Origin of the sequence: Aeromonas sp. 97A (assembly GCF_051919185.1) — a bacterium.
Taxonomy (GTDB): domain Bacteria; phylum Pseudomonadota; class Gammaproteobacteria; order Enterobacterales; family Aeromonadaceae; genus Aeromonas; species Aeromonas veronii.
Genome location: NZ_JBQBFF010000001.1, coordinates 2101436 through 2120409 on the forward strand (window position 1 = coordinate 2101436; position 18974 = coordinate 2120409).

The 18974-nt window shown below is 58.0% G+C and carries 12 protein-coding genes and 1 pseudogene; 9 read left to right on the plus strand and 4 right to left on the minus strand.

What is annotated here, in order from left to right; translation table 11 throughout:
• Positions 1-109: 109 nt before the first annotated feature.
• From glnS to nagE, 3 genes and pseudogenes are all read right to left on the minus strand, one after another.
• Positions 110-1771, minus strand: a complete 1662-nt coding sequence (gene glnS / locus ACTG27_RS09330; protein ID WP_005334302.1) for a glutamine--tRNA ligase — start codon at positions 1769-1771, stop codon at positions 110-112.
• A gap of 355 nt (positions 1772-2126) precedes the next feature.
• Positions 2127-4792, minus strand: a pseudogene (locus ACTG27_RS09335) (beta-N-acetylhexosaminidase).
• Positions 4793-4913: 121 nt separating this feature from the next.
• On the minus strand, positions 4914-6392 hold the full coding sequence (gene nagE / locus ACTG27_RS09340) for an N-acetylglucosamine-specific PTS transporter subunit IIBC (protein WP_058056009.1): 1479 nt from the start codon (positions 6390-6392) through the stop codon (positions 4914-4916).
• A 273-nt stretch (positions 6393-6665) separates the two neighbouring features.
• On the opposite strand from nagE, the gene nagB reads away from it, so the two are divergent.
• From nagB to nagC, 3 genes are read left to right on the plus strand one after another with little or no spacing between them, the layout of a single operon-like run.
• Complete coding sequence (gene nagB / locus ACTG27_RS09345; protein ID WP_100654102.1) at positions 6666-7466, plus strand: glucosamine-6-phosphate deaminase; 801 nt, start codon at positions 6666-6668, stop codon at positions 7464-7466.
• 9 nt (positions 7467-7475) lie between these two features.
• On the plus strand, positions 7476-8621 hold the full coding sequence (gene nagA, locus ACTG27_RS09350; protein ID WP_439979549.1) for an N-acetylglucosamine-6-phosphate deacetylase: 1146 nt from the start codon (positions 7476-7478) through the stop codon (positions 8619-8621).
• 4 nt (positions 8622-8625) lie between these two features.
• Positions 8626-9840 (plus strand): DNA-binding transcriptional regulator NagC, encoded by a 1215-nt coding sequence (gene nagC / locus ACTG27_RS09355; RefSeq protein WP_120415258.1) that lies wholly within the window; start codon positions 8626-8628, stop codon positions 9838-9840.
• Positions 9841-9911: 71 nt separating this feature from the next.
• Here nagC and ACTG27_RS09360 read toward each other — a convergent pair whose 3' ends face one another.
• Entirely contained in the window at positions 9912-11528 is a 1617-nt protein-coding gene (locus ACTG27_RS09360) for a phosphoethanolamine transferase (RefSeq protein WP_439979550.1), read from the minus strand.
• Positions 11529-11758: 230 nt separating this feature from the next.
• On the opposite strand from ACTG27_RS09360, the gene ACTG27_RS09365 reads away from it, so the two are divergent.
• From ACTG27_RS09365 to ACTG27_RS09390, 6 genes are all read left to right on the plus strand, one after another.
• Positions 11759-12994, plus strand: a complete 1236-nt coding sequence (locus tag ACTG27_RS09365) for an HD-GYP domain-containing protein (RefSeq protein WP_042080247.1) — start codon at positions 11759-11761, stop codon at positions 12992-12994.
• Between the two features lie 353 nt (positions 12995-13347).
• Entirely contained in the window at positions 13348-15018 is a 1671-nt protein-coding gene (locus ACTG27_RS09370; RefSeq protein ID WP_439979551.1) for a LytS/YhcK type 5TM receptor domain-containing protein, read from the plus strand.
• Positions 15015-15719, plus strand: coding sequence for a two-component system response regulator BtsR (gene btsR / locus ACTG27_RS09375; protein WP_019445442.1), 705 nt, complete (start codon positions 15015-15017; stop codon positions 15717-15719). The genes ACTG27_RS09370 and btsR overlap by 4 nt, the downstream gene beginning before the upstream one ends.
• 140 nt (positions 15720-15859) lie before the next feature.
• A complete protein-coding gene (locus ACTG27_RS09380; protein WP_019445441.1) occupies positions 15860-17281 on the plus strand; it encodes a carbon starvation CstA family protein in 1422 nt (473 codons plus the stop codon).
• Between the two features lie 211 nt (positions 17282-17492).
• Complete coding sequence (locus ACTG27_RS09385; protein ID WP_005344404.1) at positions 17493-17831, plus strand: DUF3302 domain-containing protein; 339 nt, start codon at positions 17493-17495, stop codon at positions 17829-17831.
• Positions 17832-17834: 3 nt separating this feature from the next.
• The gene (locus ACTG27_RS09390; RefSeq protein WP_019445440.1) at positions 17835-18872 is read left to right on the plus strand and encodes an HlyD family secretion protein; all 1038 of its coding nucleotides are present in this window, start codon (positions 17835-17837) and stop codon (positions 18870-18872) included.
• Positions 18873-18974: the final 102 nt, after the last annotated feature.

An 18974-nucleotide genomic window follows, 5' to 3' on the forward strand; every position in this document is an offset into this window, starting at 1 on the left:
CGCGACTTGCAGATAACGGACAATAAAAAAGCCAGCATCAGCTGGCTTTTTTATTGTCCGGCGCAGGCCGTGGCATCGCACAGGGCAGGGTCTCCCCTGCCCCATCGGCTTAGCCTTCTACCTTGCCCCAGGAGTCGCGCAGGGCAACGGTGCGGTTAAACACCAGATGCTCCGGGCTGGAGAGCTTGTTGTCGGCGCAGAAATAACCTTCACGCTCGAACTGGTAAGCTTGCTCCGGCTTGGCGTTCTTCAGGGATGCCTCGACACGGGCACCCTCGATGATCACCAGGGATTCCGGGTTCAGCGCAGCTTCAAAGTCATCCTCGGCGCCCGGGTTCGGCACCTTGAACAGACGATCGTAGAGACGCACTTCCGCTGGCAGGGAGTGAGTGGCGCTGACCCAGTGGATCACCCCTTTCACCTTGCGGCCATCGGCCGGATCCTTGCCCAGAGTCTCGGGGTCGTAGGAGCAGTAGATGCAGGTGACCTTGCCATCGGCATCTTTCTCGATGCGCTCGGCCTTGATCACATAGGCATTGCGCAGACGCACTTCCTTGCCCAGCACCAGACGCTTGAACTGCTTGTTCGCCTCTTCTTTGAAGTCCGCTTCGTCGATGAAGATTTCACGGGTGAAATTCAGCTCGCGGGTACCCATCTCGGCATTGCTCGGGTGGGCCGGGGCAGTCAGCACTTCGTCGGCAGCCAGGTTCTCGATGACCACTTTCACCGGGTGCAGCACGGCCATGGCGCGCGGTGCATGCTCGTTGAGGTCTTCGCGGATGCAGGCTTCCAGCATGCTCATCTCGACGATGTTGTCCTGCTTGGTCACACCGATGCGCTTGCAGAACTCGCGGATGGAGGCCGGGGTGTAACCACGACGACGCAGACCGGAGACGGTCAGCATGCGCGGGTCGTCCCAACCATCGACGTGCTTCTCGGTCACCAGCAGGTTCAGCTTGCGCTTGGACATGACGGTGTATTCGAGGTTCAGACGAGAAAACTCGTACTGACGGGGGTGGCAGTCGATGGTGATGTTGTCCAGCACCCAGTCGTACAGACGACGGTTGTCCTGGAACTCCAGAGTGCAGATGGAGTGGGTGATCCCTTCCAGCGCGTCCGAGATGCAGTGGGTGAAGTCATACATCGGGTAGATGCACCACTTGTCACCGGTCTGGTGGTGGTGGGCAAACTTGATGCGGTAGATAACCGGATCACGCATCACCATGAAGGGGGATGCCATGTCGATCTTGGCGCGCAGGCAGGCGGTGCCTTCGGCGAACTCGCCGTTCTTCATCTTGGCAAACAGCGCCAGGTTCTCTTCCACGCTGCGATCGCGGAACGGACTGTTCTTGCCAGCTTCAGTCAGGGTGCCACGGTACTCACGCATCTGCTCGGGCGTCAGCTCATCCACATAGGCCAGACCCTTTTCAATCAGCTCGATGGCGTAGCCGTGCAGCTTGTCGAAATAGTCGGAGGAGTAGCAGATCTCGCCGTTCCACTGGAAGCCGAGCCACTGTACGTCCTGCTTGATGGACTCTACGTACTCGATATCTTCCTTCACCGGGTTGGTGTCATCGAAACGCAGGTTGCACTGGCCCTGATAGTCGCGGGCGATGCCGAAGTTCAGGCAGATAGATTTGGCGTGGCCGATATGGAGATAACCGTTCGGCTCGGGCGGAAAACGGGTATGCACGCTGCTGTGCTTACCGCTGGCCAGATCTTCATCAATGATCTGACGAATAAAGTTAGTTGGGCTGTTCGCCTGACTCATGGCTCACCTCAAAAAAGCGTCACTGGCGGAAGTTGTGCCGGCTGGCACCCTCATCCCCCCGCCGTCAAGCCGGGTATGATCCCTTATTACGGGCGCTGTCTCAACCTGAATTTGGCACTTCCGGGCCATTTCCCGGCCATTGCACCGCTAAAAACGGCGTGGCTTGGCACATTGCACACCAAATGCATAAAAAAGCCCCGCACTAGGCGGGGCTGAAAGTGATGAAAAACACAAAACAGACAATTACACACAACAAAGGCTCACACGCACAGTCAACCTTTCCCAAACCCGATGCGCCATCGCCCTTGGGAAAGGCGGGTCTTGCGACCCACCTCATGTTAACGGTTGACTGCTATCAGTTCAGTTCGGTGACGCGGCTGGTGCGCTTGCCATCGAAGCTGGTGGTACGCAGGTAGACCTTGCCATTCACGCTCGGCTTGGCCGCGGCGTCATAGGCACTCCAGTTGGTACCGTCCAGGCTGTACTGGATAGGCAGACCCGGCAGATCCACGTTCGCTTCCAGCACACCGTTCACTACCTTGGCACCCGGTACGGAGAGGCGGTATTCAACACCGGCCTGCTCCAGTTTCGGCAGCACGCGCTGACCCAGTACGTTGGCAAACTGGTTCCACTCTTTGTTGAGGGTGGCCTTGTTAACGAACTTGGTCTCGCCGGAGAACTCGCGACCCTTCACATAGTTCAGCTCGAAGCCACCTTTGTGCCAGGCACGCTCGGCCACGGAGAAGATACGCGGGTAGACCATGTACTCGTACTGAGCATCGGTACGCACAGTTTCACTCCACTTCTGACCGGAGATCCCCTTGAACTTGACCGGATCCTGGTCACCCTTGGCCACGAAGGCGTTGCCATCGCGGTCAACCGAGGTCTCGGCGTTCTGCGGCAGGTTTTCCGGGGCGAAGGCAAACACCTTGCGAGTGTCGTTGAAACGGGTTGCCCAGTAGTAGCCACGCTCGGCCGGGTGTACTTCGTTCGGGAAGTCGAAGTAGAGGTAATCCGGGTTGGACAGCACCACTTGGTAACCCTTGTGGGCCCACTTCATCGCTTCGTTGAAGCCACCCCAGTAGAGGGTTTCCCAGAAGTTGACACGGGTGTTGTCGGTGGCGAAATCCTTGGCACCGCTGGCATACTTCAGACCATCTTCCCACGCCTGCAGGGTAGAGAAGCCGCGGTCTTTGACCATCTGGCCCACTTCCTTGGCGAAGTAAACCGGCAGCTCGCCCACTTCCTTGATCTTGCCTTCGTCGATCATCTTCTGGCACATCGGGGACTTGCCAAACGGCTTGTCCTGCTTGCTGGAGTCGACGTTGCCTTTCCAGGCGACCAGCTCTTCTTTCTTGGTGACGGCCGGATCCTGATAGCCACCGCCCTGCATGATGTTCTTCGCCTCATCACCACCGTAGTGCCATGCGGTCAGCGGCTGACCGGCGGCCTGGTGCATCTGGGCAACTTCATCCATTACCTTGGCCACGAAGGTGGCAGCACCCGGCTGGCAAGGGTTGATGAAGGACATCTTGTCGTAGAACTGGACGGAGGTGACGTTGGAGGTGTCAGCCGGATCAGTCAGACGGAACTGGTTGGCTTCCGCTTCTTTGCCTTCCGCCATCAGACGCTTGTAGCGCGCTTCCATGGAGACCACGGCAGCACGGGCGTGAGCCGGCATGTTGATCTCGGGGATCACGGTCACACCGCGGGCCTTGGCATAACGCACCAGATCCACGTAGTCAGACTTGCTGTAGAAACCGGAACCCTGGTTGTCGCTGGTCGGGCCGGAACCCAGTTGCGGCATCAGGCACTTGGTTTCGGACTCGTCGTGGCAACGCTGGCTACCGACCTGGGTCAGCTCCGGCAGACCCGGGATCTCCAGACGCCAGCCTTCATCGTTGGTCAGGCCAAGGTGCAGCACGTTGAGCTTCATGGCAGACATCTGGTCAACCAGCTTCTTCATGGTATCCAGACTGCGGAAGTGGCGGGCCACGTCGGTCTGCATGCCACGGTATTCAAAGCGCGGCGCATCCTCGACGGTCATCGGGCTCACCAGCTTGTCATCAACACCCAGCAGGGAGATCAGGGATTGTGCACCCCAGAATGCCCCGTCGATGTCGCGACCCTGGATCACTGTGCCCTTCTGACCGATGGTCATGTCATAGCCTTCAGCCTGCTTGAGCTTGCTGCCGAGCTTGATGGTCACCGGGTAGCCGGTGTCGGAGAGGGTAACACCCAGCTTGGTCAGTTGAGCCTTCAGGGCCTCGGCGCGATCGCTCGGCAAGTCCAGGGCATTGAGCTTGATGGTAGAGAAGTCGATTTGCGGACCAGCCTTGACCACCTGCTTCATCGGGGTCGGCAGGATCTGGTTGTCAATCTTGCCAGCCGGCAGCAGGGTGCTGGTCTGGTTGGCCGCGAAACGGGTTTCGCTGTTCATCAGGATGTTTTTGTCATCCTTGGTGCGCTTCCAGCCATCAGCCGGCATCGGCTTCTCGTAGGTGCTGGCATCATTGATGTTGCTCATGCTGGCCAGTACTTTCGGCTCGGCACCTTCGCTGGCGACATACCAGTTCGGCATGATGTCAGATTCGAACAGTACCCAGTATTCCACCACCAGCGGCACTTCGACCGTGGCATCCTTGGCAAAGCCCTGGAACGTCTCGCTTGGCGTCAAACGATAGAGATCGCCGGTCAGGTGAGTGATGGTGAACTGGTCGTTATCCACACGCTGGATACGACGGATGGAGGAGACGTAGATGCTCCAGTCTTTGGAGGTGACGTCAGCACCGGTATTGGTCAGGTGCAGCTTGGCAACGCCACAGCTCGCCCACTCGGAACCAAGCGCCTGGCAATCGAGGCCGGCACCGGCACCGTCGTTGGTGACCACTTCATACTTGACCACCAGGTTGTTGGCGAGGGAGTCGACTACAGCCTGCTGCTGGCGGCATCGGCTGCCTGGACCTGGCTGACAAAAACGGTAGACATGGCAATGGCTAACAGAGAATGTTTCAAGTTCATAACTGCTGCTCTCATTTGAAGTAAAGGTTGGATTTTCTTGGCTTTTTTATATGGAGCCCCTGAGCGGGGCCCTTAGTTATGTCAACAATGGACTTAGACTTGAGGTGAGCGAGTCGCTCGATTAACGCAGGGCTTTCATCTCACCGGCGATGATTTCGGCCAATGGGCCCAGAATCACCTGCAGGTTCTGCTCACCGAGTTTGACCACACCGGCCGCACCCAGGGCTTTCAGCTTGCGCTCATCGACGATGCTGCGGTCTTTCAGAGTCAGACGCAGACGGGTGATGCAGGCATCGATGGAGACCAGGTTCTCTTGACCACCCAGCACTTCCAGGTATTGCTTGGCCAGCTCGGTACGGTTGGTAGATTGAGCGGCAGCCGGAGCACTCTCTTCGTCATCTTCACGACCCGGGGTTTTCAGGTTCAGCTTGGCAATCACTACGCGGAACACGGTGTAGTAGAGGCCGAAGAAGACCAGACCCTGAGGGATCAGCATGTACCAGTTGGTCGCCAGCGGGTTACGGCTGGAGAGCACCATATCCACCAGACCGGCACTGAAACCGAAACCGGCCATCCACTGCATGGAGGCAGCGATGAACACGGAGATACCAGTCAGTACGGCGTGGATGACATACAGTACCGGCGCCACGAACATGAAGGAGAACTCGAGCGGCTCGGTTACACCGGTGAAGAAGGAAGCAAAGGCAGCTGCGATCATGATGGAAGCAACTTTCTCTTTGTTCTCTTTCTTGGCGGAGTGGTAGATGGCCAGAGCGGCACCCGGCAGACCGAACATCATGATGGGGAAGAAGCCAGCCTGGTACATACCGACCACGCCTTTCACCTGATCCAGGCTCTTGCCAGCGGCCAGAGCGGCATCGATGGTAGCCTGACCACCCAGGAAGTTCGGGATGTCGTTGATACCGGCCACGTTGAACCAGAACACTGAGTTCAGGGCGTGGTGCAGACCGATCGGGATCAGCAGACGGTTGAAGAAGGCGTAGATACCGGCACCGGTAGAGCCCAGGCTCACGATGGACTCACCGAAGGAGACCAGACCACCGTAGATTGCCGGCCATACGGCCATCAGGATGAAAGATACGACGATCATCACTACGGAGGTTACGATCGGTACCAGACGACGACCGGAGAAGAAGGAGAGTGCCTTGTGCAGCTCGACGCTGCTGAAGCGGTTGTACAGCTCAGCGGCGATAACACCACACAGGATACCCACGAACTGGTTGCTGATCTTGGCAAACGCGGCAGGAACCTGCTCCACCGGGATGCTCTTGATCTGGGCCACAGCGCCCGGGCTCAGCAGGGTGGTAACGACCAGGAAGCCGACCAGACCTGCCAGAGCAGCAGAACCGTCTTTATCCTTGGACATACCGTAAGCGACACCGACTGCAAACAGTACGGACATGTTATCGATAATGGCTGCGCCCGCTTTAATCAGGAAGGCAGCCAGCGCACTGTCACCACCCCAACCATTCGGGTCAATCCAGTAGCCAACCCCCATCAGGATCGCGGCGGCAGGCAATACCGCTACCGGCACCATCAGGGCACGGCCGATCTTTTGCAAATAACCGAGAATGTTCACGGTTCCTCTCCTTAGTTAATGTTTTTCTAGAAATTAAGTGCTTATCACGTTTGACGCATAAGCCATCAAGGCTTGATTGGCAGTCTAGGGCTTTTATTTCGCTGCGCAAATTAATAAACCGATAATCGTGATCGTTATCACCCAAACAAGATAAAGGTGGTGGATAGATGTGGCTTAGTTCGCAATCTTTATTTACGCTATAAAACAACTTGAATCCGTCTTAGCCAATTGCCACCGCCAAACCGGTCGCAACCCGACACAGAGGTATCCCATATGCGCCTGATCCCGTTGAAATCTGCCAGCCAAGTAGGCCTGTGGTCTGCTCGTTACATCGTTGACCGCATCAACGCGTTCAAGCCGACCAGCGATCGCCCTTTCGTACTGGGCCTGCCTACCGGTGGCACCCCGCTCAACACCTACAAGCGCCTGATCGAGTTGCACAAAGCCGGTGAAGTGAGCTTCCAGAACGTGGTCACCTTCAACATGGACGAGTACGTCGGCCTGCCGGAAGATCACCCGGAGAGCTACCACAGCTTCATGCACAACAACTTCTTCAGCCACATCGACATTCGTCCCGAAAACATCAACATCCTCAACGGCAATGCCGAGGATCTGGTGGCCGAGTGCAAGCGCTACGAAGAGAAGATCAAGTCCTACGGCAAGATCCACCTGTTCATGGGTGGCGTGGGTAACGACGGCCACATCGCGTTCAACGAGCCGGCCTCTTCCCTCTCCTCCCGCACCCGGGTCAAGACCCTGACCGAAGACACCCGCATCGCCAACTCCCGCTTCTTCGGTGGCGACATGGAGCAGGTGCCCAAGCTGGCCCTGACCGTGGGTGTAGGCACCCTGATGGATGCGGAAGAGATCATGATCCTGGTCACCGGTCACGGCAAGGCACTGGCCCTGCAGGCCGCCGTGGAAGGCAGCGTCAACCACATGTGGACCATCTCCACCCTGCAACTGCATCCGAAGGGAATGATGGTGTGCGACGAGCCCTCTACCATGGAGCTCAAGGTCAAGACCGTTCGCTACTTCCAGCAGCTGGAAGCCGCCAACATCGGCCGTCTGTAAGGAGTCGTCATGTACGGATTGACCAACTGCACCCTCTACACCGGCAGCTGCGTGCTGACCGGCTACGGGGTGCTTATCGAGGGCGACAAGATTGTCGCCATCTCTCACCTGGCCGAACTACCTGCGGACATCGAGCAGATTGACCTCAAAGGCGCCAACCTGACCGCCGGTTTTATCGACGTGCAGCTCAACGGCTGTGGCGGGGTGATGTTCAACACCGACATCACGGTCGAGACCCTGGCAACCATGCAGGCGGCCAACCTCAAATCCGGTACCACCAGCTTCCTGCCGACCCTGATCACCAGTCCGGATGCCGACATGAAGCAGGCCGTTGCCGTCACCCGTGACTACATGGCCGCCCACCCCAACGAGGTGCTGGGTGTCCATCTGGAAGGTCCCTACACCAACCTCAAGCGCAAGGGTATCCACCCTGCCGCGCAAATCCGCCAGCCAGCGGACGAGATGATCGACTTCTTCTGCGCCAACGCGGATGCCATCACCAAAATCACCCTGGCTCCGGAGCGCAACGAGCCGGCCCATATCCGCCGTCTGGTGGAAGCGGGCATTCTGGTCTCGGCCGGTCACACTGCCGCCAGTTACGATCAGGCCATGGCCGGGTTTGATAACGGTATTCGCTTTGCGACCCACCTCTACAACGCCATGACCCCGACCCTCAACGGTCGCGAGCCGGGTGTTGTGGGCGCCATCTACGATCGCAAAGATGTCTACGCGGGCATCATCGTCGATGGGCACCATGTGCACTGGGCCAACGTGCGTCTGGCTCACAAGGCGCTGGGGGAGCGACTGGTGCTGGTCACCGATGCCACCGCGGCAGCCGGTGCACCGGAAGGCTTTGAGAAATTTGATTTTTGTGGCACCACCGTCTTTTTACGCGATGGTCAGTGTGTCGACGAGAATGGTACACTCGGCGGTTCCTCCCTCACCATGATTGAGGGGGTGGAAAATCTGGTCAAGCAGGTCGGATTACCGCTCGATGAAGCACTGAGAATGGCCAGCCTCTACCCCGCTCGCGCCATTGGATGGGACTCACGTCTCGGTAGTATCCAGGTCGGTAAAGTAGCCAACCTCACTGTCTTCGATCAGGACTTCACGGTCCGTGGGACCGTGGTTAACGGACACTACACACAACAGTGACATCATGACTGGCGGACAAATAGCAAACGTAGATCTTATCAAGCAGGTCAACAGTGCAGCCGTGTATCGGCTCATCGACCTGCAAGGCCCCATCTCCCGGGTCAAGATTGCCGAGTTGAGTCAGCTGGCCCCGGCCAGCGTGACCAAAATAACCCGGCAACTGATCGAGCATGGCCTGATCAAGGAGACCTCTCCGCAAGCCTCAACCGGCGGGCGGCGTGCCATCTCCCTGACCACCATCAAACATCGCTTTCAGTTTGTCTCTGCCAAGCTGGGCCGCGGCTACCTGCAACTGAGTCTCTATGACCTAGATGGCAAGGAGCTCGACCAGCACGTCATTCAGGTGACCGAGATCGACCAGCAACCCGTGGTCGACATGCTGCTGCGGGAGATTGGCGCCTTTATCGATGCCAACCGCGAACGCTGTCGCAACCTCATCAGCATCGCGCTGACCATGCCGGGTCTGGTCAACCCGGAATCCGGTATGGTCATCTACACCCCCAAGTACCAGATCCGCAATCTGGGACTGGCGAAGCTGCTTGAGAACCACTTCAACCTCCCCTGCTACGTGGGCAACGACACCCGCTCGCTGGCACTGGCCGAACACTTCTTCGGCGAGTCCCGCGACTGCATGGACTCCATTCTGGTGAGCGTCCACCAGGGGACGGGCTCCGGGATCATTACCAAGGGTCAGGTGTTCCTCGGTCAGAACCGCAACGTCGGCGAGATCGGCCATATTCAGGTCGAGCCACTCGGCAAGCGCTGCCACTGTGGCAACTTCGGCTGCCTCGAGACCATCGCCTCCAACGAAGCGATCATCGACAAGGTGAAGGAGCTCATCAGCCGCGGTCACCAGAGCTCGCTGCAGGAGAAGCACATCACCATTCAGGAGGTGTGCAAGGCGGCGCTGGCGGGCGATGAACTGGCCCGCAGCGTGATCGAGAACGTGGGTGAGCATCTGGGACGAGCGGTGGCTATTACGGTCAACCTGTTCAACCCGCAGAAGGTGCTGATCGCCGGAGAAATCACCGCCGCCGAAGAGATCCTCTTCCCGGCCATCCGTCGCTGCGTCGAGCATCAATCCCTGCCGAGCTTCCACCGTGGCCTGCCCATCGTGAAAGCCCGCTTCCAGAACCAGCCGACCTATGGCGGCTTTGCGCTGGTCAAGCGCGCCCTGCTGGAAGGGGATCTGCTGCAGATCATCATGGAGCAGAAGTAAGGCACTGACCTTGCGAGATAACAAAACGGCAGCCACTGGCTGCCGTTTTCAATTGTGTGCTTGCTAGCGGTTTAACCCGCCCGACATGGCTTGAACAGATCCAGCTTGTTGTCGTAAACACGGGTCTGCACATCCATGATCCCCAGCATGGAGTGAAAGAGGTTGTCATGGGAGAAGCGCTGGCTGCTCGCCTCCGCCGCCAGGCAACCCATATCAAGCTGGCGATCGGCCTGTAACTGAGGAGAGAACCAGGTCAGCAGCGGCACCCGGGTCTGATCATCCGGCGCGAACTTGTATGGTGTGCCGTGCAGATAGAGCCCCATGGCCCCGAGGGATTCGCCGTGATCGGAGAGATAGACCAGCCCCACATCGTACTGGCTCTCCAGCGACTTGAGCTTGTCGATCAGCAGCCCCACCACCTTGTCGGTGTAGCGGATGGTGTTGTCATAGGTGTTGACCAGCTCTTCGTTGCTGCAGTTTTCAATGTCGCTGCGCGGGCAGTCCGGCATAAAGGCGCGCTCGCTGGCAGGGTAACGACGAAAATAGGTCGGGCCATGGCTGCCCATCAGGTGAAAAGCCACCAGCTTGTTGCCCTTCATGCCGGCAATCTGCTGATCCAGCCCCTCCAGCAGTACCTCGTCATAACAAGACTCCCCCTGACAGAGCGCAGGATAGGATTTGGGAAGGATCTCGATGGTCGGCACATTGCGGCACACCCCTTTGCAGCCGCCATCGTTCTCTTTCCACAACACCGAGACTCCGGCATGTTGCAGCACATCGAGCAGACCGTCACGGGAGCTGGCAAGCTGGTCATCGTAGCCACGGCGTGTGAGGTTGGAGAACATGCAGGGCACCGAGACAGCGGTGGCCGTGCCGCAGGAGCGCACATCTTTGAACGACACCACTCCCTGCTCTTTGGCCGTAAAGCTGTTGGTCGCCTTGCCATACCCGTTAAGGGAGTAGTTCTGGCTGCGCGCCGTCTCCCCCACCACCAGGAACATCAAAGTCGGCTTGCTTCCCCGTGCCACCACCTTGGCATCGGTCCCCAAGTGTTGGTAGGGGATCGGCGTGGCAAACAGCACATCCCGCCCATATTTGTAGAGGCCGTGCACATAGTTGGCGGGCACAATCTCTTTGGCCAGCGACTTGTTGTTGCGCCCTACCGAGGCGTAATCCTGATAGTAAAGTGACGCGACGCCCCCGATAAACAGCAGAGAGATAGCCAGTGCACCAGCCCGCAACGCCAACCCCTGATACCAGCGAGCCGGATAGCGGATCCGCAGTGACCAGAGCACCAGAACAGGCAGCAGCCCGGTCAGCAGAAACCAGAGCGCAACCGAGCCATTCAAATAGGCCCCCGCCTCACCACTGTTGGTCTCCACTATGTTCTGGATCATGCCTGCATCAAAGATGACGCCGTATTTGAGCATGGCGTAGCTGACGATGGAGCCAGTCAGAATGAGCACGGTAAAAAAGGGCTTGAGCACAAACCGGAACGTGAAGGGAATAAACACGGCATTGAGCGCCGCGATCAGCACCAGCGGGATCGAGATGGCAAATCCGGCTTTGACATGGGTCAGGGCGCTGAGCACCGTATAGAAATGCAAAAAGATTGGCCAGTTCAGTACTAGGGCGAAAAAGAGCACCAGCAACAGATTGGTCTGCAGTACACCGAGAGTTACACGCATAAACAACTCCTACATACCGGCCTGCAGCGCAGCGGGCCGGCCAAGCCAACAAAAACGACGGGGCCAGCGTAGGAAGTAAAACTTAAGCGCGAATTAAGAGGAGAAGCATGGCGCTCGTGCGCACCATCACAGCACGGGGTACTCCGCAGCCCCGAAATGGATTTTTAGTTGTCTATCCATCGGATTTTGCTAGCTTGTTGAGTAGGCATTCACGAAATGCAGGTTAACCGATGGCACTGATCCAAGCCTCGATAGAGCAATTGAGAGTAGGCCACTATATCCATCTCCCCACGGGATGGACCAACCACCCGTTTATGTTCAATACCTTCAAGATCAAGGATCAGCAGCAACTCGACATTCTCCGTCATCTTGATCTCACCTTGCTAATGGTCGACCCCGACAAGAGCGATCTGCCCATCGAGCCGCTGCTGCGCGGCGATATCCCGGATGCCGGGCCCGACCTTGACGAGCTGGAAGAGCTGATTGCCTCGGGCCCGCCCCCCTTTGACGAAAAGGCCTTTCGCCGCTCCATGCGCGCCGCTGACAAAGCCTTTGGCCAATCCATGAGCGAGCTGCGCGATGCACTCGGGGCGCTGAACCTCAAACCGGATGAGGGGCTGGCCAATACCGCCCAGATTGTCCGCAATGCCGCCTTCACCCTCAGTCAGCACGAAGGGCCTCTCGGGCTCCACCTTATTCGCAGCCCCCACACCGATATCCTGCTGCAACACAGCCTCAACGTCGCCTTTATCGCCATGCTGATGGCACGCGAACTCGGCATGAACCCCATCGAGATTGAGGAGACGGGACTTGCGGGACTTATCCACGACATCGGCGAACTGAAAATCCCGAGCCAGATCACCCAAAAACGGGGGGATCTCAACAAGGCCGAGCAGAACTTCCTCAATATGCATCCCCAGTACGGATTTGACATGCTGACCCAGCTCAACGCCTTTGAACCGAAAATCCGTCAGGTCGCCCATCTGCACCACGAACGGCTCGACGGCAGCGGTTATCCGCTCGGGATCAAGGGCGGGGAGATCCCGCCGCTGGCGCGATTGATCGGGCTGGTCGACTTCTACGACGAGCTGCTCCATCCCCGCAACAGCGGTAACCCGGCCGCGCCGAGTCAGGCCATCAGCCAGCTCTACAAGTTATCCCAGAAGAAGTTCGACCAGAATCTGGTCAAGTTGCTGGTCAAGGTGCTGGGGGTCTATCCGCCGGGTTCACTGGTGAAACTTTCCGACGAGAGCATTGCGCTGGTGCTCTCCACCGAGCCCACCATGCCCCTCAAGCCGAAGATCCTGCCCTATATCAAGGCACAGCGGCCGGAAGCGGTCGCCATGATCGATCTGCGGGAAGATGAACGCACCATCACTGCTTTTATCAAACAGGAAGAGCTCGATGAGGGACAACGGCAGTTCTTCAACCTGACCCGCCGCTTCTGCTACTACTTTGCATTCTGAGTTATCCCCAGAAGCTGGGGATAACTCATTGGACAAACCGGAATAATTGCTCAAACCCCCATCAGAAGGTTGTCAACTGACCATGTATAAAAAACGCCCAGCCAAGGGGCCGGGCGGAGCATGCCACCTCCGTGTGGCGTATCCAGCGGATACATTCATGCTCCATCCATCAATATCAACCCGCTGCCGCTTACACAAATATCAATTTAACATGCTGATTTAATATGGTTTTATCCACTTGTTCTGGCAAACTGACGGCCCGTTGCGCCCAGTTGGGCCAACAGAACAAGATCCTGATCACACTTATTCACGGGCTGGCTATTTTTTCAGCTGGCTTATGAGGAGCGTTTTTTATGCAGTTGGTCCTCTCCTTGCTGCAACAGATGAGCGTCAGCCTGGTGATCGCCTATCTCTTCTCGAAAAGCCCGCTGCTGCGCCCGCTTGCCAACTATTCCGTGAGACTACCTCACAAGATACTGATATACATCATCTTTTCTAGCTTTTGTATCCTCGGCACCTATGTGGGCCTCGATATCGATGATGCCATCGCCAACACCCGGGCGGTCGGCGCCGTCTTGGGGGGATTATTGGGGGGGCCGCTGGTGGGCTTTCTGGTGGGGCTGACTGGCGGCCTGCAACGCTATACGCTGGGGGGATTTACCGATCTCGCCTGCGCCATCTCCACCACCTGCGAGGGGTTGCTCGGGGGCATAGTGCACTGGCGACTGATGCGCTCGGGACGAACGGATGCCCTGTTTGAACCACGCATCGCCTTCTTTACCACCCTCTATGCCGAGATCATGCAGATGGTGATCATCCTGCTGGTGGCGACCCCGTTCGACAAATCCCTGCTGCTGGTGCGCACCATCACCACCCCGATGATTCTGGCCAACTCCTGCGGCGCGGCGCTCTTTATCAGCATGATCCGCGACCAGCAGCGGATGTATGAGAAGTTCTCCCGGGTCTTCTCCGCCAAGGCGCTCAATATCGCCAACCGCACAGTGGGGATCATGAGTCAGGGCTTTACCCCGGAAGCGAGCAACAAGATTGCCCGCATCATTCAGGAGGAGACCGGCGTGGGGGCGGTCGCCATCACGGACACCGAGCAGATCCTCGCCTTTATCGGCACCGGCGAAGATCACCACCTACCGGGTACCCCCATTGCGTCAGCCATCACCATGCAGGCCATCGCCCAGAACAAGGTGCTGTTTGCCGATGGCAACAGCCAGCCCTATCGCTGCAGCCTCTCCTCCGCATGCCAGCTGGGCTCGGTGCTGGTGATCCCGCTGCAGGGGGACAAGGGGGTGATCGGCACCATCAAGCTCTACGAGCCGAAGAAGCGGCTGTTTCTCAAGATCAACCACACCCTGGGGGAAGGGATTGCCAACCTGCTGTCACAGCAGTTGCTGGCCGGTCGGCTGGAGCAGCATCAGCGGCTGCTGGTACAGTCCGAACTCAAGCTGATCCAGGCCCAGATCAACCCCCACTTTCTGTTCAACACCCTCAACACCATCAGTGCCATCACCCGGCGCGATCCGGACAAGGCGCGGGATCTGCTGCTGCATCTTTCGCTGTTCTTTCGCAAGAACCTCAAGCGCCAGAGCGGCCTTGCGACCCTGCAGGAGGAGCAGGAGCACTGCCAATCCTATCTGGAGATCGAGCTTGCCCGCTTTGGCGATCGGCTGACGGTGATAAACGAAATCCCGCCCCATCTGGCCACACTGCGACTGCCCAGCTTCACCCTGCAACCGCTGATCGAGAATGCCATCAAGCACGGCATCTCGACTCTGCTGGAGCAGGGGCGCATTCGCCTCTGGACCGAAGAGCATCCCACCTGCGTCACCATCCATGTGGAAGATAATGCAGGCACTTGGCAAGCGCATCCCGCTGGCGACGGTCTGGGCATGACCATTGTCGATCGGCGACTGAAAAGCGCCTTTGGCGAGCGCTATGGCGTGACTATTGCCTGCGAGCCTGAGCAGTGGACCCGGGTGTCGTTCACCATCCCCAAGGAGCTACCATGATCCGCACCCTTATAGTCGATGACGAACACTACGCCCGCGAAGAGCTGAGGCAGCAGCTGGCCTGCGATCCTGCCATCGAGATCGTGGGGGAAGCGGCCAACGCCATCGAGGCGCTGCCACTTATTCAGCGCCTCAAGCCTGATGTGGTGTTCCTCGATATCCAGATGCCCAAGCTGAGCGGCATGGAGCTGGTCGCCATGCTCGACCCCCTGCCCCGCATCGTCTTTGTCACCGCCTTTGACGAGTATGCAATTCAGGCGTTTGAAGAGAACGCCTTCGACTACCTGCTCAAGCCGGTGGAGCCCGCTCGGCTCGCTAAGACGCTGGCTCGCCTCAAGCAGGATATCTCCCCGCAGCCCATAGATCGGCTGGCCCCCACCATCGAACACATTCCGGGCTATCTGCACAATCGGGTCAGGCTGCTGCCCATCGCGCAGGTGGAGTATGCCTTCTCCGATCTGGGCGGGGTCCATGTGGCCTGTCAGGGCGAGCTGTTCCACACCCAGCTCACCCTCAAATCGCTGGAAGAAAAGAGCCCGCTGCTGCGCTGCCACCGCCAGTATCTGGTCTCCCCCAACGCCATCTTCGAGATCCGGTTGCTGGATAACCAGCTGGCAGAGATTGTCACCCCGAGCGGCGCCCGGGTACCGGTCAGTCGTCGCTATCTCAAGGAGCTCAAAGATCAGCTGGGGCTGGACTGAGCCGCGGAGTGTGCGCCTGATCACAGCCGCCGACCGCTCGGCGCGCCAAAGCGCCGCTCGGGGAGTTTCACCTGCCAGTCAGGCGCAATCGTTTTAGACTCGTTCTGCACACTAAAAAATAACAATGCAGGAGCGTAGCAATGATCTGGTTCTTCCTCTGTGTCGGCTTACTTGTGGCCGGCTACTTCATATACGGCAAATTCATCGAACGGATATTCAGCCCGAAACCCGAGCTGAAAACCCCCGCCATCACAATGGCTGACGGGGTGGACTATGTCCCGATGTCGGACAAGAAAGTCTATCTGGTTCAACTGCTCAACATCGCAGGCGTCGGCCCCATCTTCGGCCCCATCCTGGGTGCCCTCTACGGCCCGGTCGCCATGCTGTGGATCGTCTTTGGCTGCATCTTCGCCGGTGCGGTACATGACTACTTCTCCGGCATGCTGTCGGTGCGCGCCAAGGGTGCCTCGGTGCCAACCGTGGTCGGTGAGCATCTGGGCACCGCCGCCAAGCACTTCATGAACCTGTTTGCCGTGGTGCTGCTGATGCTGGTGGGCGTGGTATTCGTGCTGAGCCCGGCAGGGCTGCTCGCCAACCTCACCTCCACCGATCTGGTCTACTGGATCGTGGCAATCTTTGCCTACTACATCCTCGCGACCATAGTCCCCATCGACAAGATCATCGGCCGCTTCTACCCCATCTTCGGCGCCCTGCTGGTCTTCATGTCGGTCGGCCTCATCGTTGGCCTGATCGCCTCCGGCAAAGGCTTCTACAACACCGGGATGGACTTCTCCAACCTGCACCCGACCGAGCTGCCACTGTGGCCGCTGCTCTTCATCACCATCGCCTGTGGCGCGGTATCCGGCTTCCACGCCACCCAGTCACCGCTGATGGCGCGCTGCATGCAGAACGAAAAATCCGGCCGCTTCATCTTCTACGGCGCAATGATCGGTGAAGGGATCATCGCCCTTATCTGGTGCACTCTGGGTCTCTCCTTCTACGACAGCACCGAAGCGCTCAACGCCACCATGGCCAACGGCGGCCCGGCAGCCGTGGTACACGAAGTCTCCACCAGCCTGCTCGGCACAGTCGGCGGCATTCTGGCCATCCTCGGCGTGGTGATCCTGCCCATCACCTCCGGTGACACCGCGTTTCGCAGTGCTCGCCTGATCGTGGCGGACTTCCTGAAGATGACCCAGAAGCCGCTGGCCAAGCGTCTGCTGATCGCCATCCCCATGTTTATCCTTGGTTTCATCATCTCCAAGGCTGAGTTCGGGGTGATCTGGCGCTACTTCGGCTGGGCCAACCAGACCACCGCCGTCATCATGCTGTGGGCTGCGGCTGCCTACCTCATCAAAGAGGGCAAGCTGCACTGGATCTGCACCATTCCCGCCATGTTCATGACCGCTGTGGTGATCACCTATCTGGCCAACGCCCCCATCGGGTTCGGTCTGGAGATGGGGACCTCCACCATCATCGGCCTGACTGCAACGGCGGCCATTACCGTGGCCTTCCTGATGAAGTTCCGCCAACCACTGGTTAGCAATCCAAGTGAAGGATGATGTCTGACTTGAGGTGGTAAAAAAGGGGCCAAAAGGCCCCTTTTTAATTGACAAAAAAACCAATAAAACAACTCGTTATTCCCTTAAGCTCCTATACAGCACAAGCCCTTAAGATTCCGTGCGACCTGACGATAAATATGTGATTTTAAATTGCTTTTCCGAATATATGAATCAATGATAAAGCTGTGCTTAAAGCCAGTGGAGGTTATACATGTTCCTTGATTACTTTGCCCTTGGCCTGCTCGTCTTTGTCGCGCTGGTCATCTTCTACGGAATCATCGTGATCCACGATATTCCTTACGAAATCGCCAAACATCGCAATCATCCCCATCAGGATGCCATCCATGTTGCCGGCTGGGTCAGTCTCTTCACCCTGCATGTGTTGTGGCCTTTCCTCTGGATCTGGGCAACCATCTATCGCCCCGATCGCGGCTGGGGCTTTAACCAGCGCCTGCAAAAAGATGAAGATGATATCGCGGCCCTCAGAGAAGAGCTGGCTGAACTGAAGGGCCGTCTCAACCATATCGAACAGCAAGAGCAACAGGGATAAATCATGGACCTGCTACTGATCCTGACCTATACGGCACTCTGTGTAGCCATTTTCAAAATCTTCCGCATCCCGCTCAACAAGTGGACTGTTCCGACTGCCGCGCTGGGTGGTGTGGTGCTCATCGGCACCCTCATCATGCTGATGAACTACAACCACCCCTACTCCGAGATGGCGCGCAACTACTACCTTTCCACCCCCATTGTGCCGCTGGTCAAGGGCCGGGTGGTCGAGGTGCCGGTGCAAGCCAACCAGCCGGTCAAGAAGGGCGATGTGCTGTTTCGCCTCGATGACGAGCCTTTCAGACTGAAAGTGGAGAGCCTGAGCGCCCGACTTGATGCCAACAAGGATCAACTCAAGTCCATTGACGCCAGACTACGCTCCGCCAAACTGGACAGAGATCGCGCCAGTGACCTGATGCGCCGCGGCGTCGGCAAGCAGCGTGACCTCGACGTGACTCAGGCGAGCGTAGACGAGATCGCCGCCCAGATGGATCAGCAACGCGCCACGCTGGAAGATCTGCAGGCCCAGCTCGATGAAGCCAAATATCAGCTGGCCCAGACCGTGGTCTATGCCCCGAGCGATGGCCATGTGGTGCAGCTTGCCCTGCGTCCAGGCATGATCGCCACCCCGTTTATGTACCGTCCGGTGATGACCTTCATCCACAAAGATGAGACTGCCTATGTTGGCTGGTTCTGGCAGAACAGCATGCAGCGTCTGGCGGTGGGTGATGAGGCCGAAGTGGTGATCGACGGTATTCCCGGCAAGATCTTCAAGGGCAAGGTGACCGCCGTGATCCCGGCCATTGCCGCCGGTAACGTGCAGGCCAACGCTATGCTGCTGGATCAGACCAGCGCTATCCGCCCGGGCCGCATGCCGGTGCTCATCTCCATCACCGACCCCGAGTGGGCCAAGTATCAGGTGATTGCCGGTGCCAGCGGGCAAGCCGCTGTCTATACCGAGTATTTCCACCATGTTTCTGTAATGCGCAAAGTGCTGCTGCGCATGGCAAGCTGGATGAACTACCTCTTCCCCTTCCACTAAGCACACAATCTATTCAACGGGCCGGCATCATGCCGGCCCGCTGTTTTTTGGCGGCAAGATCCCTATAATGGCGCCATCCTGCCCTGCCCCGCGCCAAACCTG

Excerpts from the sequence above, each read along its gene's own strand:
- ACTG27_RS09365 (WP_042080247.1), top strand. The coding sequence starts at position 11,759 with ATGGCACTGATCCAAGCCTCGATAGAGCAATTGAGAGTAGGCCACTAT.
- glnS (WP_005334302.1), bottom strand. The coding sequence starts at position 1,771 with ATGAGTCAGGCGAACAGCCCAACTAACTTTATTCGTCAGATCATTGAT.
- ACTG27_RS09385 (WP_005344404.1), top strand. The coding sequence starts at position 17,493 with ATGTTCCTTGATTACTTTGCCCTTGGCCTGCTCGTCTTTGTCGCGCTG.
- ACTG27_RS09360 (WP_439979550.1), bottom strand. The coding sequence starts at position 11,528 with ATGCGTGTAACTCTCGGTGTACTGCAGACCAATCTGTTGCTGGTGCTC.
- nagB (WP_100654102.1), top strand. The coding sequence starts at position 6,666 with ATGCGCCTGATCCCGTTGAAATCTGCCAGCCAAGTAGGCCTGTGGTCT.
- ACTG27_RS09380 (WP_019445441.1), top strand. The coding sequence starts at position 15,860 with ATGATCTGGTTCTTCCTCTGTGTCGGCTTACTTGTGGCCGGCTACTTC.
- nagA (WP_439979549.1), top strand. The coding sequence starts at position 7,476 with ATGTACGGATTGACCAACTGCACCCTCTACACCGGCAGCTGCGTGCTG.
- ACTG27_RS09370 (WP_439979551.1), top strand. The coding sequence starts at position 13,348 with ATGCAGTTGGTCCTCTCCTTGCTGCAACAGATGAGCGTCAGCCTGGTG.
- nagC (WP_120415258.1), top strand. The coding sequence starts at position 8,626 with ATGACTGGCGGACAAATAGCAAACGTAGATCTTATCAAGCAGGTCAAC.
- ACTG27_RS09390 (WP_019445440.1), top strand. The coding sequence starts at position 17,835 with ATGGACCTGCTACTGATCCTGACCTATACGGCACTCTGTGTAGCCATT.
- btsR (WP_019445442.1), top strand. The coding sequence starts at position 15,015 with ATGATCCGCACCCTTATAGTCGATGACGAACACTACGCCCGCGAAGAG.